Below are 16,394 nucleotides of genomic sequence, written 5' to 3' on the forward strand. Positions count from 1 at the left end.
TAATTTTTCAAATGCAGTACATGGCAAAAAGGTATCGATTTTTCGATACCTTTTTTTATTTTTTCGCCCGAAAAAATGCAGCCATTGAAATGAAGCCTTTCCAGACACTTTGTACGGCATCGTACAGACGCATAAGTTTTCATCAAGTAATTTCTGTCCAGACATCATGACAAGAGACACTCTTGCATGAGGAAGGATATATAGCAAACCGGCTGGCGACTCCCTCACGACAGTCTTTGGCTACCCTTATTTGCAAAGTTTACAAGGAGCCAGCTCATGGCCAAGAGAATTCTCGTCGTTACACCTGTTATCGCCGATGCCCTGGCACTTCAGGACGCATTGCTAAAAGCCCGCGATGGTTATTATGAAACTGTGTTTGCAGATAGCTTGTCTAGCGCTGTTGAACACCTGCAAGACAAAACCAAGCCTATTGATATCATACTGCTTGACTGTTTTCTGCCAGACAGCAAAGGCATAGCCAGCTTCCAGCATTTATTTGCTATTGCCCCAAAAATTCCCATACTTACTATCTGTGACACAGATCATGCTCTGGCACTGGAAGCCGTAGAACTAGGCGCCCAGGGTTTTCTGACACGAGGTCATTTTTCCAGTTACCTGGTACCACAATCCCTGCGCAATATCATCCAGCGTAAAGCGGTTGAAGATGCTGCCTTCCTGGAAAAAGCACGCGCAGAAATTACACTTAATTCCATCAGCGATGCCGTCATAGGTACGGACATGGCTGGCAATATCGATTATCTCAATGTCGCCGCTGAGCATATAACCCTATGGAAGCGTGAAGAAGCCCAAGGAAAAACTATCAGCGCGGTCATGCCGCTCATCCAAAGTGAAAACAGGCAAGTGAAAGCCAATCCCGTCATGCAGGTCTTGCAACAGGATACCGCGACGACACTGACGCCCGGCACCATACTGGTCAGGCGAGATGGCAGCGAGGTAGCGATTGAAGACTCGACTACCCCCATCCACGATTCATACGGCAATCTCGCCGGTGCCGTCATGGTGTTCCGGGACATTACGGCGACCCAGGCCATGGCAGTAAAAATGGCACATTTGGCGCAACATGATTTCCTCACCAATTTACCCAATCGCGCCCTGCTGAATGACCGCATAGCGCAGGCTATAGGCCTCGCTAAACGGCGCGAGACGCATCTGGCCGTGCTCTTCCTTGACCTGGATAATTTCAAGCATATCAATGATTCCCTTGGCCATGCTCTGGGCGACATGCTGCTAAAATCAGTGACTGAACGCCTGTGCGCCTGTGTACGCAGCTCAGATACGGTCAGCCGCCAGGGTGGCGATGAATTCGTGATACTGGTGACAGATGACAAGTCTGCAGAAAATGCGGCATTCACCGCCGAGAAGTTATTAAAGTCGCTGGCAACGCCGCACAGTATCAATGGTCATGAGCTATATGTCACCACCAGCATAGGCATCAGTTCATATCCTGCTGACGGCGCTGATGCAGATACATTGATTAAAAATGCCGACACCGCCATGTACCAGGCTAAGGAAAAAGGCCGTAACAACTACCAGTTCTTCAAGCCAGAAATGAATGTGCGTGCCGTTGAACGGCAAGTCATAGAAGCCAATCTGCGGCTGGCAATGATACGCAATGAATTCTCTCTACACTATCAACCCAAGATCAATCTGGAAAGCGGCGTCATCACTGGCGCAGAAGCCTTGTTGCGCTGGGACCATCCTCAATGGGGTATGGTGCCGCCAATACGCTTTATTGGCATTGCAGAGGACTGCGGCGTCATCATCCCGCTAGGCCGCTGGGTCTTGCGAGAAGCTTGCGCCCAAACCAAACAATGGCAGGATGCTGGGCTGACAATAGCTGAAATCGCCGTGAATATTTCTGCGGTCGAATTTCGACGCCAGGATTTTGTTGAAACCGTGCGCACTATCTTGCTGGAAACCGGTCTTTCCCCTAGTTGCCTGCAACTGGAAATTACTGAAAGTGTCCTGATGCGTGATGCAGAAAACAGCATCGCCATACTCCAGCAATTGAAAGGCATGGGCATACAACTGGCCGTTGATGATTTTGGTACTGGCTATTCCAGCCTGAGTTATCTGAATCAATTCCCGATTGATGTCTTGAAAATCGATCAGTCCTTTGTACATGAAATAGGAGCCAACAAAACTGGCGGAGATGGCATCATCGTCAGCGCTGTCATCGCAATGGGAAACAGCCTGAAGCAAAAAGTCATTGCAGAGGGTATAGAAAAACAGGGGCAACTGGCATTCTTGAAAGCCCAGCATTGTGAAGAAGGACAAGGCTATATTTTCAGCCGTCCTTTGGCGGCGGAGCAATTCGCGAAAATGCTGCGATTGGGGATTACAGCGCACGCGCCTATTCCTGTGTTGATGCCGAATTGAAACGTGCATTATTCTGATATATAGTGGTCCATATAAATATCAGATCGCCTGGAGCAAGCATTGAAAATTTATGGATATAAAAATACAGAATTGGCGCCAGAACACATAGTTCCTGATGAGCTGGCAGAAATCACTCTGTTAGCCTCAGCTCAAGAATTACGGAAAATAGCAAGCTTCATACTTTCTGCTGCTGATGATATGGAACGTAAAAACTCAAATTGGGAACACAGGCATTTATCAGATGCAGATAAGAGTTTTGAAGGTTCACCACACTTCATCGTGTACAACCCAAGTACTCATAACTGAACCGCAATCAGTGTTAAAAAAAACGGACATGCAAGGCATGTCCGTTTTAATTTACCGCAAAGCAGTCAAAGCTTATTCGTAATCACTGACTGGTATGCAAGAACAGAACAGATTGCGGTCACCATAGACATTATCGGCACGGCCAACTGGCGCAAAGTATTTATTCTTGCGCAGGGAGGCTACCGGGTAAGCTGCCACTTCACGGCTGTAAGCATGTGCCCACTCATTGGCGATCAGCACTTCTGCAGTATGTGGTGCATGCTTCAAAGGATTGTCCTTGGCATCGAATTCACCACTGGCTACCTTGGCGATTTCTTCACGGATACTGATCATGGCATCAATGAAGCGGTCGAGTTCAGCCTGGGATTCGCTTTCTGTCGGCTCTATCATCAAAGTGCCAGGCACAGGGAAGCTCATGGTAGGTGCGTGGAAACCAAAGTCGATGAGGCGTTTGGCCACGTCTTCATTGCTGATGCCAGTCGCATCTGTCAATGGACGCAGATCCAGGATGCACTCATGCGCAACCAGGCCATCATGACCGCTGTACAGCACAGGGTAATGCGGGGCCAGGCGTTTGGCGATGTAGTTCGCTGCCAGGATCGCGGTTTCTGTCGCTGCCTTCAAGCCTTCAGAACCCATCATGGCGATATACATCCATGAGATAGGCAAGATGCTGGCAGAACCGAATGGTGCAGCGCTGACGGCTGAAATACCATCTTCACCACGTACATAGCCTGTCGATTTCTGGTTAGGCAAGAACTTCGCCAGATGCGCACCAACAGCAACCGGGCCTACGCCTGGGCCGCCACCACCGTGAGGAATACAGAAAGTTTTGTGCAAATTCAAATGGCTAACGTCGCCACCAAATTTGCCTGGTGCGGCTACGCCAACCAGCGCATTCATGTTCGCGCCGTCAACGTAGACCTGACCACCGTGGCTATGCACGATTTCGCACAGTTGCTGTATGCCTTCTTCAAACACACCATGCGTGGATGGATAAGTCACCATCGCTGCGGCCAGGTTGGCACTGTGTTTTTCTGCCTTGGCTTGCAGGTCAGCCAGATCAACGTTGCCCTTGTCATCACAGGCAACCACGACCACGTCCATGCCCACCATGCTGGCAGATGCCGGATTGGTGCCGTGAGCAGAAGATGGAATCAGGCAGATATTGCGGTGTGCTTCACCACGGGATGCGTGGTAAGCCTGGATCACCAGCAAGCCAGCATATTCACCTTGGGAACCGGCATTTGGTTGCAGGGATACGGCGTCGTAGCCGGTAGCTGCACACAGCATGGCTTCCAGTTGATCGATCATTTCGCGGTAACCGATGGTCTGGTCATTTGGCGCGAATGGATGGATGCTGGAGAATTCAGGCCAGGTCACTGGGATCATTTCGCTGGTCGCGTTCAGTTTCATCGTGCATGAACCCAGCGGTATCATGGTGCGGTCCAGCGCCAGGTCTTTGTCAGCCAGGCTGCGCAGGTAGCGCAGCATTTCATGTTCTGCGTGATAGCGGTTGAACGTTGGATGTGTCAGATAAGTTGTGCCACGTGTCAGCGCTGCCGGGTAAGCATCATTGACGCCAGCTTCTATCGCTGCAAAATCTGGTGCTGTAGTAACACCACTTGCCTTGGCAAAAATCGCCCATAAAGCTTCAACATCAGTACGTGTCACTGTCTCATCCAGAGAGACGCCAACTTGCGTTGCACTAATCTGGCGCAGGTTGTAGCCAGCAGCCTGGGCAGCCTGATGGTAGTCCGCAGCATTGGCGACATTAACTGTGAGGGTGTCGAAGTAAGTAGTGTTGGCGATAGCCAGACCTTGTTGTTTCAGACCACCAGCCAGAACACCTGTCAGGCGGTGTACGCGCAAGGCGATCTGGCGCAAGCCTGCAGGGCCGTGATAGACGGCATACATGGAGGCAATCACTGCCAGTAACACTTGGGCAGTACAGATATTCGACGTGGCTTTTTCACGGCGGATATGTTGTTCGCGTGTTTGCAGGGCCAGGCGATAAGCCTTGTTACCTTGTGCATCGACTGTCACGCCAACCAGACGACCAGGCATGCTGCGTTTGAATGCATCGCGTGTACCCATGTAACCTGCATGCGGGCCACCAAAACCCAGTGGTACGCCAAAGCGCTGGCTGTTACCAACCACGACGTCAGCACCCCACTCGCCTGGAGACGCGATCAGTGTCAATGCCAGCAAATCGGCAGCAGCGATGACCATCGCACCCTTGGCATGCAAGGCTGCCGCGTATTCGCGGTAATCCATGATGGAACCATCAACGCCGGGGTATTGCAACAAGACGCCGAAGCAATCATTGTCCAGCGCTTCATTGCCAGCACAGGTGCGTACTTCTATACCCAGCGGCTTGGCGCGAGTTTCTATGATTTCACGTGTCTGTGGCAAGACATCGGCAGCGACATAAAACACATTGGATTTGGATTTGCCTACGCGCTGTATCAGCGTCATCGCTTCTGCTGCAGCCGTGCCTTCATCGAGCATGGATGCATTGGCGATGTCCATGCCAGTCAGGTCAGTGATGACTTGCTGGAAGTTCAAAATGGCTTCCAGGCGTCCCTGGGAAATCTCTGGCTGATACGGTGTATAAGCTGTGTACCAGGCAGGGTTTTCAAAGATATTGCGCAGGATAACGCCAGGAGTATGCGTGTTGTAATAACCCTGACCGATCAAAGACTTCAGTACACGGTTTTTCGACGCCAGTGCCTTCAATGTGGCCAGTGCTTCCTGTTCGGACTTGGCTTCTGTGAATTGCGCCAGTGGCAGCACATCGTGACGGCGGATATTGGCCGGGACGATGGCATCAATCAGGGCTGTGCGGTCAGCATAGCCCAGGGTTTTCAGCATGGCGGCTTGTTCTGCTTCAGAAGGGCCGATATGGCGAGCGATGAAAGCGTCATGCGCTTCCAGTTGGGTCAGTGAAGGACGGGTCATGGTATATGGGGTACAGAAGAGTAACGTGGAATATCAGGCGGAGCTATGCGGGGCCAAGGATTTCATTGCATCATGCAAATCCAAAGCAATAAGGTGACCATCAGGCCACCTTATGTGCATTAATTAAGCAATATTTTTTGCGTAAGCTTCAGCATTCATCAAGGCATCAACATCAGCAATATTGGCTGGTTTCAGTTTGAACAGCCATGCTGCAAACGCATCAGCATTGATGGATTCTGGTGCATCGGCCAGTGCTTCATTGATGGCAACAACTTCACCAGTCACTGGTGCATAAATATCACCAGCTGCCTTGACGGATTCAACCACTGCACAGTCCTTGCCTGCTTCGAGTGCTGTGCCAACTTTAGGCAGGTCAACGAAAACGATATCGCCCAAAGCATCTTGAGCAAATTCAGTAATGCCGACAGTGATCGTGCCGTCTGCTTCTGTGCGTACCCATTCGTGGGATGTGGTGTATTTCAAGTCTGCTGGTACGTTCATGATGGGCTCCAGTTAAATAAATTGTTTTAAATAATAATGAGTGGCTAATCAATAGTAGTCAGTACCAGTAGCTGTACTGACTGCAGATCAAATTATACGGCCAGGATTTTGCCGTTACGGACAAAAGGCAGTTTGACAACAGATGCTGCCAATTGCTTGTCACGGATAACAACATGCACAGTATCGCCTACCGACACACCCATAGGCAAACGCGCCAGTGCAATTGCCTGCTCCATGGTGGGGCTGAAAGTGCCGCTGGTGATTTCGCCTTCGCCTTGTGCGCATACCACTTTTTGATGGGCACGCAGGATGCCGCCTTTTTCACGCAGGATCAGGCCCAGGAACTGGGCGTTCTGTCCTTGTGTTTGCAGTGCTTGCTTGCCGACGAAATCACGTTCGCTGACCAGGTCTATGGTCCATGCCAGACCAGCATCGAGCGGGTTGACTGTTTCATCCATGTCCTGACCATACAAATTCATACCAGCTTCCAGACGCAAGGTGTCACGCGCACCCAGGCCAGCAGGTTTGACACCGGCTGCAACCAGGGCATTCCAGAAATCAGTCACACGGTCAGCAGACACGGCAATTTCAAAACCGTCTTCACCGGTATAACCAGTACGTGCCACCATGACTTCACCAAAGGAAGTGTCGGCCACGATGACTGCGTTAAAAGGTTTGATTTCTGCACTGGCAGCTTTGGTCTCTGGCAAGACTTCCCATGCCTTGGCGCGGGCGTTCGGGCCTTGCACTGCCACCAGGGCAAAAGCGTTAGCACCATCACGGCGCTGGGTAATGGTCAGGCCGCTATTGGTTTCTGCATTGCGGGCATTCATCCAGGCGATGTCTTTTTCTGCGGTGCCAGCATTGACGACCAGGCGGAACCAGTTTTCGCTGAAGAAATAAATGATGAGGTCGTCGATGACCGTGCCTTCAGGCTTCAGCATGCAGGAATACAGGGCCTTGCCCGCTACCTGCAATTTATCGACATTATTGGCAACCAGGTCACGCAGGAAGCTGCGTACATTTTCACCCTGCAAATCGACGACACACATATGGGATACATCAAACATGCCGCAATCAGTGCGCACTGCATGATGTTCTTCGATTTGGGAACCATAGTTGACGGGCATGTCCCAGCCGCCAAAATCAACCATTTTTGCACCAGCCGCACGATGGGCTGCATTGAGGGGAGTTGCCTTGAGTGATGTCGCTGCTTGCGTCATGAGTGCCTCGCTACCAGATTGAAGGGACGAACAAACGCATGCCGACGAATAAACGCCGCATGCGCTGAAATCGCATACCCCTCTGTCCTGGTACCTGAGAGATTACGGGAGCCATGTATGTTTGCTGCCCGCGCGCACCTTCGGTGGGTAGTCCGGCGAATTGCTGTGCCGCTACCGCTCTCCAGAGTTGGGGCAACTTTTAACTACCCCGTTGATCAGTCCTTTGTGCCTGAGAGTTTTTTGGGTATTAGCCCCTTCGGCGGCAACTTTCGTCGCGCTCTCCCGATCAAGTAGCGCGATTATATAAGGCTTGCAAGGGCTTGGATAGTTGAGCGTGGAAATATTTACAGAAAAGTCGCTGGAATAGTAAAAAAATGAGCAAAACAACAAGCCAGGACAAAAGCAACAAGATTGCGAGCAATAAAACCACTTATAAAACTTACGCGAAACTTACTACAAAGACCTGATCAGCAAGAGCAACCAAAGCCAGACCACTATCAATTTTGACGCTCTTCCCTGTGTTAATTTGTAACTATTGTTTTAAGAGGAAACAATCACGGGAATGATCAGCATCCATTGTTACCCTAGCTCCGATTTTATTTCTATTGTGCAAATATTCGCTTCACCAAATTGAATGCCAAAGCAGATCTTTTAATACAAAAGAGATCAGTTGCGCAGAGGTTTGGGGTAAGCGATTTTTTTTTAAAACTGACGAAGCAAAAAACCCGGAGGGAAAATGAATAACAAAAAATTGAATTTGATCGCCTTTGCCATCATCGCAGCAGCTGGCAGTGCAGGTAATGTCTACGCAGCAGACTGGCCTTCCGGTTTTTCCAAATGTGCCGATGAAGGCGGCATCTGCAAAGTAGGCGACAAAGCACTGCAGGTATCGTTTGGATTGAAAGACAAATGGGTGGTCAAATCGCTGTCTGGCAATGTCAGTTGTACTGCCGCCACCTTTGGTGTCGCCGCAACTGCTGACACCAAAGAGAAATGTGCCGTGGGACCAGCTGGCGCGCCAGATACTGGCGGTGGCAGTGGCTCAAATGACGGTCCTGGCTCTGGCTCTGGCACAGCGCCAGCCGGACACAGCGGCGGCTTTGCCGGGCTGGTCACTGGTGGTGGCACAGTGGCAGCAGTAACCGTCACAACAGCAGCACAAATGCAGGCAGCGCTTGATGCTTATAATGGTACCGGTGGTCTGGTGATACGCTATAACGGTACTTTTGATTTCCGCACTATTCCTGATGCCTGCACACAATGGAAAAAAGCCAAAGGCGCGATAGTCGAAATCAAGAATAAAGGCAATGTCACGATTGAAGGTAGCAATGGCTCAGCGGCTAATTTTGGCATCGCCGTCAAAGGTGGCGCGACCAATGTCATTATCCGCAACATGACCATAGGCTTACTGCCTGGTTCTATTGATGCCATAGGCATTGAAGGCCAGAGCGGCAAATTCCCGGGCTATGTCTGGATAGACCACAACACCCTGTTCAGCTCTCTTGCTGAATGCCCGGGCGCGGGCGATCTGGAGTTTGATGGTTTGGTGGATAATAAAGCAGGTGCGCACCACATCACTTACTCATACAACTACATTCATGATCATCACAAAGTGGGCTTGATCGGTTCCAGCGACAGTGACGCAAGTGACCGCTACATCAGCTTCCATCACAATTATTATAACAACGTAGGCTCACGCCTGCCCCTGCAGCGCGGTGGCTATACTCACATCTATAACAATCTGTATAGCAATATCAAAACCTCGGGCATCAATGTGCGCATGCAAGGTTATGCTCTGATCGAAAGCAACTATTTCGAAAATTCACAAAATCCTGTGACTTCACGCGATAGCGATGTGATTGGCTATTGGGAACTGCGCAATAATAATATCAAGTCACCCGCCGACTTCAACACCTACGGCATCAAGTGGGTAGCGAGCGACTCCAAGCCCAGCCGTGATGCAACAGACTGGGTAACGACTTCGCATTTGCCAGTTGGCATACCTTATAGCTATACACCTGATGCACCTGCCTGTCTGAAGCAAAAACTGCCAACTGTCGCAGGTGCTGGCACTTCTCTGGCAAAATTGAGCTGTAAATAAGTAGTTGATTTATTCAGCATCTGCTGGGCGGCGATCATGTCGCCCAGTTTTTTGCCTGCCTGAGCTGGCAGGCAAAACCAGCATTACTGCTTAGTCATCTGTGCGGCGATGCTCCTGATTCAGCAAAGGAAGATAAAGCGTAGCTGCACCTCGCTTAGCATAAAATTCCTTCAACTGTCTCAACTCTGAAAGGTAGCGACTCCAGAATAAATTCCATTTTTTAATTTTTCTGGGCGAAGGCACACGAAGTTTCCAGTGCACGCGAATGCTCTCCTTGCCGCAATGCGGGCAAAAAAAGGCTGGCATATTTTGATCCTTGCGCTGCAACTTCTTAAAGTCAAGACAGGCAAAAGTACGATTGCTCATTATTTTTAAAAAATATCTCAAATGGCATTGTCGAGGATGTCAACTCCTTCAATTACTTTGCTCTTAATATCAGAGTACCAGTCGTGTGAGCAGCAACATCCTTATCACTCAAATACTGCGACACATAAGCCCCAGCCGCAAACCCTGCTGCCTGATCATTGTAGTGAGCATCAAACAAAACCCCGCTTTGCCCCACAGGATTAATACCCAAAGCTTTCGAGGCATCGGCAAAATCTATCAGGCGTCGCGTGGATGGTCCATACACGACATCCCATGGTGCCGGGCCTATCGCTGCCGCCAGATTATTCGGCACTTCACGTCCACCAGCTACTTCAAACGGGCCTATGTTGAATATCTTGTCCAGCGGTTTTTGTTGAGATAGCGGATGCTTGTGCGTCAGGGTATGCGCCTTGCCCCAGGTCCATTGCTTGCTGTCCGTACCAAAGGTCTTTTGCAAATGCGCGATGCTGTCGCGCCAGGCCAGTACCAGGATATCGTCACGGGTTTCCACTGCTGGGGTAGCGCGATTGTCCCACCAGGGTGAATTTGCATCAGACAGCAAGCGTGGCAAGGCATAATCCAGTGCGCGGGTGCGCAAGAGGTTTTTAAACTGCACTTCGCCCACCTCATCTGCCATTGCTGCATAGATGATTTGATACAGCAATTGGCTGAAGATGGTGGGTGCTAAGCTATTTGCCTGGTAACTGCCATCCCATTTTTCCAGTTGTTCCAGCAGGCGTTTGCCGTCCGCATCATTTATTTGCTTGCGCAAGATGGGCAATATGGATGGCAAAATCTGCGCGGCATAAGCTGTCTTATTTTCAAGCTGCAAAGCCTGGCTGTTTTTGGTGTCCCACTTGATACCGGGTTGCGACAACAAGGCTTCCAGCCGACGCGCGCGTTCGTTCAGATTGTAATAGCCGGGAATGGCAAAATCTGTTGAGGGCAAAGGTTGCTGATTGGCGGAGACGATAAAGCCACGCGCAGGATTGACTTCATGCGGGTTATCGGCAAAATCAGTAAAGCCCGGCTTATCAGCCTCTGCTGTGCTGCCATCGAGGATAAAGGCAGGGTTGACATCGGTCGGCCGCTTGACCAGCTTCGCCGCCGCCCACCAGGCGATATCGCCTTGCGCATTTGCCCAGACCACATTCAAACCCGGTGCATGGATATTGCTGGCGGCATGGGCAGCAATATCTTTTGTGCCCGCGCGATTCAATTCGTAAAAGGCATCAAGTACAGGGTTTTCAGTTTCCAGAAATGCCCACCACATGGCGATGGGCTTGGCTGTTAAATCATCACCCCAGGCTAGCCGGAAGGCATCGCTGATGATGGGGCCATGAGGGGACTTTCGCAATTGCAATTTAACTGCTTCCGCTCCTTTGACCTTGATGACTTCCTCGCGGCTTTGCAACTCCACCCATTGCTCCTTGACCCAGACTTGATTGGGATTTTGCGGGTTGATTTTTTCAGCTATAAAATCAACATCATCATTCTGGAACATCGTCAGCGTCCAACCAAAGTTCTGGTTATGGCCTAACAGTGCAAACGGATTGAGTGCCTGGTGATGACCATATAATTCAAAGCCCGGCATTTTGAGATGCGCTTCATACCAGACTGCTGGTGCCGAGTAAGCAATATGTGGATCACCCGCCAGCAAGGGTTTGCCACTGGCAGTATTTTTGCCAGCGACTACCCAGGCATTACTGCCCTCGAACTGCGGCAGGCCAAATTCTTCCATGACTTGCTGGCTGGTCGTTGCGATGCGGTTCATCCTGTCCCAGTCTGTCGCGCTCAATTGCAAGGGTTTAATGACACCTTCGGGATGCCAGGCCAAATCAAAAATGCGCAAATAATCTGCGCCTAGCTTGTCTCGTATTTGTGTCAAAACTGGTTCTGAACGGAAGGCAGCTGCAAAGCTGTAGGCCATGTAGCCGGATACTGCGATCGTATCTTCTGCAGTAAATGGACGCTTGGGTATGCCCAGCAATTCAAATTCCAGCGGCACTGCATGGCCAGCCTGATATTGATTGATGCCATCGAGGTAGGCATTGAGGGCCTTGACTGCTGGAGAGTTTTTATCGAGTCTGGCAGCATAATCCACCGCATGTTTGCGCAAACCCAGGGTGCGAAAAAGACGGTCAGTGTCCAGCAGTTTTGGGCCAAGAATTTCAGCCAACTCACCTTTGGCAAGACGACGCACCATTTCCATTTGAAACAGCCTGTCCTGCGCATGCACATAACCCAGGGCGCGATATAAGTCTGCTTCATTTTTTGCTTCTATATGTGGCACGCCACGCTCGTCATATTGCACCGTCACTTCAGCTTGCAAGCCTGTCAGCACCTGATTGCCTGAGCGTTGCACGCGCTTGCCATACAGATGGACAGCGGCTGCGGTGATAGTGATCAACAGCAGGCCAAGCAATACAAGCAGACTCCATTTCAGCAGGCGTTTCATTCGTTCGCTTTCAACGTGGCATAGTGTTCAGATTCTACACTCAGTGGCAAGAAACGCGCTCATGAGCTTAGCAAGTTCAAATATTATCAATAGTTCATCACTGGAAAAAGAGCGTTGTGGACTATTGATTTTGGCTCACCTATCATCATCTATACCTTTTGCTATTTGCTTAGCCCACGCTTGCCCACTATTCCGGACTGCGCATGACCACTCCCGCCCCAACGTCCCCTCCCAAGCCGCAACCAGCCGCTGAAATTTCCCAGCGCAGCAGCTTGCAAACACTGAAAGGCTTATTGCCCTTCCTTACACCATACAAGATGCAGTTTGTATTGGCCGGTATTGCTTTGCTGGTTGCTGCCAGTGCCACATTGGCAATACCTTATGCTTTTCGCCAGATGATAGACCTGGGTTTTGGTGCTGGTGACCGCAGTATCAAGCATGTGGATCTGACCTTCATTGCCTTGTTTGGCGTGGCCTGTGTGCTGGGCATCGCGACGGCTGCCAGGTTTTATATGGTGTCGTGGCTGGGTGAAAGAGTGACTGCAGACATACGCAATGCCGTGTATTCGCATGTGGTCACGCAAAGCCCCGAGTTTTTTGAAACCACGCAAACCGGTGAAGTGCTGTCGCGCCTGACTACCGATACCACGCTGATACAAACCGTGGTGGGCACCAGCATCTCCATGGCTCTGCGTAATTTCCTGCTCTTCCTTGGTGGCCTGGTGATGCTGTTCATTACCAGCCCCAAACTGTCATCCATCATCATCGTCATGCTGGCCGTGGTGGTCTTGCCCATCATCCTGTTTGGGCGGCGCGTACGTACATTGTCGCGTGATTCGCAAGACCGGATTGCTGATGCATCGGCAATTGCAGGCGAAATACTGAATGCCATGCCAACTGTGCAAGCATTCACTCATGAGCATATAGAAGCCCAGCGTTTTTCTGGCACGGTGGAAGGCGCGTTCAAAACTGCCATGCGCCGCATACGTGCCCGCTCACTGTTGACAGTGATGGCCATCCTCTTGATCTTCGGTGCGATTGTTTTTGTGTTGTGGCTGGGTGCCCATGCGGTGATGCAAGGTCGCATGAGTGGCGGTGAGCTGGGTCAGTTTATTTTGTATGCCTCTATCGTGGCGGGGGCTGTTGGTGCTTTGTCGGAAGTCATGGGTGATGCCCAGCGCGCTGCCGGTGCGACAGAGCGCTTGCTGGAATTGATCGAGGTCAAATCACCGATACAAAATCCAGTACAGGCACTGAGCTTGCCTACCCGTGCCGAGCATGACCCCCGAGGGGCGGCGCTGTCATTGCAGGGCCTGGAATTTCACTATCCTTCGCGCCCCAATACTGCCGCCTTGCTGAATCTGAACCTGGAAATACAACCAGGTGAAACTGTCGCCATCGTTGGTTCTTCCGGCGCTGGCAAGACGACGCTGTTCCAGATGCTGTTGCGCTTTTATGATCCGCAGCAAGGCAGGATCACTCTCGATGGCATCAATATACGCGAACTGAATTTGCATGAATTGCGCGGCGCGATAGGCGTGGTACCGCAAGATACCGTCATCTTTTCAGCCAATGCCATGGAAAACATACGCTATGGCCGCGCCGACGCCAGCGATGCAGAAGTGATTGCAGCAGCAAAAATGGCAGCAGCGCATGAGTTCATAGAAAGACTGCCGGAAGGCTATCAATCCTTCCTCGGTGAACGTGGTGTACGCCTGTCTGGTGGACAAAAACAAAGGATAGCAATTGCCCGCGCCTTGCTGAAAAATCCTCCACTGCTGTTATTGGATGAAGCCACCAGTGCACTGGATGCAGAATCAGAACGCCTGGTGCAAGGTGCACTTGAAGTAGCCATGCAGGGACGCACTACCCTGATCATTGCCCACAGGTTGGCCACCGTACAGCGTGCCAACCGTATTATCGTCATGGAACATGGCCGCATTGTGGAAACCGGCACTCATGCCTCGCTGGTAGAGCAAGGTGGGGTCTATGCGAAACTGGCGGCACTGCAGTTTGATTTGCATAGGAATGAAGAGTAGAAACTTTGCAGGCTGTTGCATGACTTTGCAGCAGCCTTTCGCCTCAATTACGCAGAAGCTTTTTCCAGATTAGTGGCAACTGCCTGCAAAATACGCTGGGAAAATCCCTCATCTTCTGCCACACGCGCCAGAACAACAGCACCCACCATACTGGCCAGGACCAGCATCGCCTTTTCCTCTCTTTTCTCTGCGGTTTCGCCAGGCAGCAATTCTGCCAGCACGGCCATCAAGTCATGCGCGCCCTTGTCGGCAACTTTGCGCACTGTTTCGTTTTGCCTGGCAATATCCGATCCCAGGGCAGCAAGCGAACAGCCTCTGCCCGGCTTATCTCTGTGCGCAGGAGACAGATAATCATTGGCGATGCGTGACAAGGCAGTATCTGGAGATTCTGCCTGCCACCTCTTCCAGCGCTCTGCAGAGCGCCCCAGGCTCAGCGCGCAAGTTTGTGCAATGAGGTCTTCTTTGGAAGAAAAATTTCCATAAAAGCCACCATGGGTCAAACCTGCGCCCTTCATCAGGTCAACCACGCTGACACCGTCATAGCCACGCTCCCGGAATAGCTGCGAGGCTACATCCAGGATGCGCTGGCGATTTTCATTTGCCTGCTCTCTGCTAACTTTCATGGCACTACTCCATCAATAAATCCCTTGACATTATAAATTACAAACGTAATATATACAATCATGATGACTATCATCTAAAATAAAAGCCGCCGATCCTCATTAACGGAAACTCCATGAATACCAAGAACAATCTATTCAACAAATACCCTGCCATCTGGCTGGTATTACTTGGCACTGCTGGCACCTTCGCCCTGACCATGGGTGCAAGGCAAAGCATGGGGCTGTTTTTGAGTCCCATGAATACGGCTACAGGCCTGGGTGTAGGCAATATCAGCCTGGCTTTCGCCTTTGGGCAACTGTGGTGGGGTCTGACGCAGCCATTTGCGGGTGCATTTGCTGACAAAATGGGTGCTGGCCGCGTCTTGTGCGTAGGTATTGTCCTGGTGGCCGTGGGTACTTTCATCACGCCGCTGATGACGACCACGGCAGGCCTGATTTTTGCCATAGGCATGCTGGCAGCTGGTGGAGCTGGCATGGCGGGCCCCGCGGTGTTAATGGCAACTGCCACTCGCATGATTCCGGCAGAAAAACGTGGCATTGCCACGGGCATCGTGAATGCTGGTGGCTCTTTTGGTCAGTTCCTGATGGCACCAATCGCCATCACGCTCATGGGTTTGTACGGCTGGAATAATGCAATGCAGATCATGGGCGTGCTGGTTTTGCTGGCCCTGCCCGCTGCTTATTTGCTGCGTGGCAAACCTGTGCAAGCTGTCAGTACAGGGCAAGCACCTGTCAGTACAACCAAAGCGATCGCTATCGCCCTGAAAAATCCCAGTTACCTGATGCTGGCGGCAGGCTTTTTTGTATGCGGCTTCCACGTAGCTTTTCTTGCCACCCATTTGCCGGGCGTGGTCAGCCTGTGTGGCTTGCCTGCAGAATTTGGTGGCTGGGCGCTGGCCATGCTGGGCCTGTTCAACATCATAGGCAGCATTTCCATGGGTTGGGCGGTCGGCAAATGGCGTATGAAATCGCTGCTGTCCTTGTTGTATGCGACACGCGCCATTGCGATCATCCTGTTTTTGCTGGTACCTAAAAATGGCACTGTCGTATTAGTGTTTGCGGCTGTCATGGGGCTGACATTCTTGTCCACCGTGCCACCGACTGCTGGCCTGGTAGCGAAGTTCTTTGGACCTGCAAACATGGCCAGTCTGTTTGGTATCGTCATGCTGACGCACCAACTCGGTGGCTTCCTGGGTGTCTGGCTGGGTGGCAAAGTGCTGGAGGCAAATGGCAATTTCAATTTGCTCTGGTATATCGATATCACGCTGGCAGTGGGCGCAGCCTTGATACATTTGCCGATACAGGAAAAACAATTGCAACTGCAGGCAGCCTAAGCCGCGCTGCTTCAACATGAAAGCAGGGTTTAGGGATCTCTGATTAAGTGTAGCGAGCGGCGTTAGTTTGGGTTAAGAAGCG

11 protein-coding genes and 2 riboswitches are annotated in these 16,394 nt (G+C 51.1%); of the genes, 5 read left to right on the top strand and 6 right to left on the bottom strand.

All coding sequences use genetic code 11. The features are described from left to right. The first annotated feature begins 276 nt into the window (after window positions 1–276). Both ACO0LD_RS01930 and ACO0LD_RS01935 read left to right on the top strand, forming a co-directional pair. The gene (locus tag ACO0LD_RS01930; RefSeq protein WP_423003173.1) at window positions 277–2,400 is read left to right on the top strand and encodes a putative bifunctional diguanylate cyclase/phosphodiesterase; all 2,124 of its coding nucleotides are present in this window, start codon (window positions 277–279) and stop codon (window positions 2,398–2,400) included. Between the two features lie 60 nt (window positions 2,401–2,460). Beyond that, on the top strand, window positions 2,461–2,706 hold the full coding sequence (locus ACO0LD_RS01935; protein WP_423003175.1) for an Imm32 family immunity protein: 246 nt from the start codon (window positions 2,461–2,463) through the stop codon (window positions 2,704–2,706). Between the two features lie 72 nt (window positions 2,707–2,778). On the opposite strand, the gene gcvP is transcribed toward ACO0LD_RS01935, so the two are convergent. From gcvP to gcvT, 3 genes are all read right to left on the bottom strand, one after another. Beyond that, window positions 2,779–5,667: an aminomethyl-transferring glycine dehydrogenase gene (gene gcvP / locus ACO0LD_RS01940; protein WP_423003177.1), complete on the bottom strand. Its 2,889-nt coding sequence runs from the start codon at window positions 5,665–5,667 to the stop codon at window positions 2,779–2,781. A gap of 123 nt (window positions 5,668–5,790) precedes the next feature. Next, a complete protein-coding gene (gene gcvH, locus ACO0LD_RS01945) occupies window positions 5,791–6,168 on the bottom strand; it encodes a glycine cleavage system protein GcvH (protein ID WP_305262518.1) in 378 nt (125 codons plus the stop codon). 92 nt (window positions 6,169–6,260) lie between these two features. Next, window positions 6,261–7,391 (bottom strand): glycine cleavage system aminomethyltransferase GcvT, encoded by a 1,131-nt coding sequence (gcvT, locus tag ACO0LD_RS01950; protein ID WP_423003179.1) that lies wholly within the window; start codon window positions 7,389–7,391, stop codon window positions 6,261–6,263. Between the two features lie 72 nt (window positions 7,392–7,463). Then, a riboswitch (glycine riboswitch) is annotated at window positions 7,464–7,586 on the bottom strand. An 11-nt stretch (window positions 7,587–7,597) separates the two neighbouring features. Beyond that, window positions 7,598–7,686: riboswitch (glycine riboswitch) on the bottom strand. 441 nt (window positions 7,687–8,127) lie between these two features. Between gcvT and ACO0LD_RS01955 the strand changes: the two genes are divergently transcribed. Continuing rightward, complete coding sequence (locus tag ACO0LD_RS01955; protein ID WP_423003181.1) at window positions 8,128–9,492, top strand: pectate lyase family protein; 1,365 nt, start codon at window positions 8,128–8,130, stop codon at window positions 9,490–9,492. Between the two features lie 90 nt (window positions 9,493–9,582). Here ACO0LD_RS01955 and ACO0LD_RS01960 read toward each other — a convergent pair whose 3' ends face one another. Both ACO0LD_RS01960 and ACO0LD_RS01965 read right to left on the bottom strand, forming a co-directional pair. Continuing rightward, the gene (locus tag ACO0LD_RS01960; protein WP_423003183.1) at window positions 9,583–9,858 is read right to left on the bottom strand and encodes a hypothetical protein; all 276 of its coding nucleotides are present in this window, start codon (window positions 9,856–9,858) and stop codon (window positions 9,583–9,585) included. Between the two features lie 52 nt (window positions 9,859–9,910). After that, on the bottom strand, window positions 9,911–12,316 hold the full coding sequence (locus tag ACO0LD_RS01965) for a penicillin acylase family protein (RefSeq protein ID WP_423003185.1): 2,406 nt from the start codon (window positions 12,314–12,316) through the stop codon (window positions 9,911–9,913). A gap of 203 nt (window positions 12,317–12,519) precedes the next feature. Here ACO0LD_RS01965 and ACO0LD_RS01970 point away from each other — a divergent pair, with 203 nt between their 5' ends. Next, on the top strand, window positions 12,520–14,355 hold the full coding sequence (locus tag ACO0LD_RS01970; RefSeq protein ID WP_423003187.1) for an ABC transporter transmembrane domain-containing protein: 1,836 nt from the start codon (window positions 12,520–12,522) through the stop codon (window positions 14,353–14,355). A 47-nt stretch (window positions 14,356–14,402) separates the two neighbouring features. Here ACO0LD_RS01970 and ACO0LD_RS01975 read toward each other — a convergent pair whose 3' ends face one another. Then, entirely contained in the window at window positions 14,403–14,978 is a 576-nt protein-coding gene (locus ACO0LD_RS01975) for a TetR/AcrR family transcriptional regulator (protein WP_423003189.1), read from the bottom strand. 113 nt (window positions 14,979–15,091) lie between these two features. Here ACO0LD_RS01975 and ACO0LD_RS01980 point away from each other — a divergent pair, with 113 nt between their 5' ends. Then, a complete protein-coding gene (locus tag ACO0LD_RS01980; RefSeq protein WP_423003191.1) occupies window positions 15,092–16,312 on the top strand; it encodes an MFS transporter in 1,221 nt (406 codons plus the stop codon). Window positions 16,313–16,394 lie beyond the last annotated feature (82 nt).

The organism is Undibacterium sp. Ji83W (genome assembly GCF_049340385.1).
Lineage (GTDB): Bacteria > Pseudomonadota > Gammaproteobacteria > Burkholderiales > Burkholderiaceae_D > Undibacterium.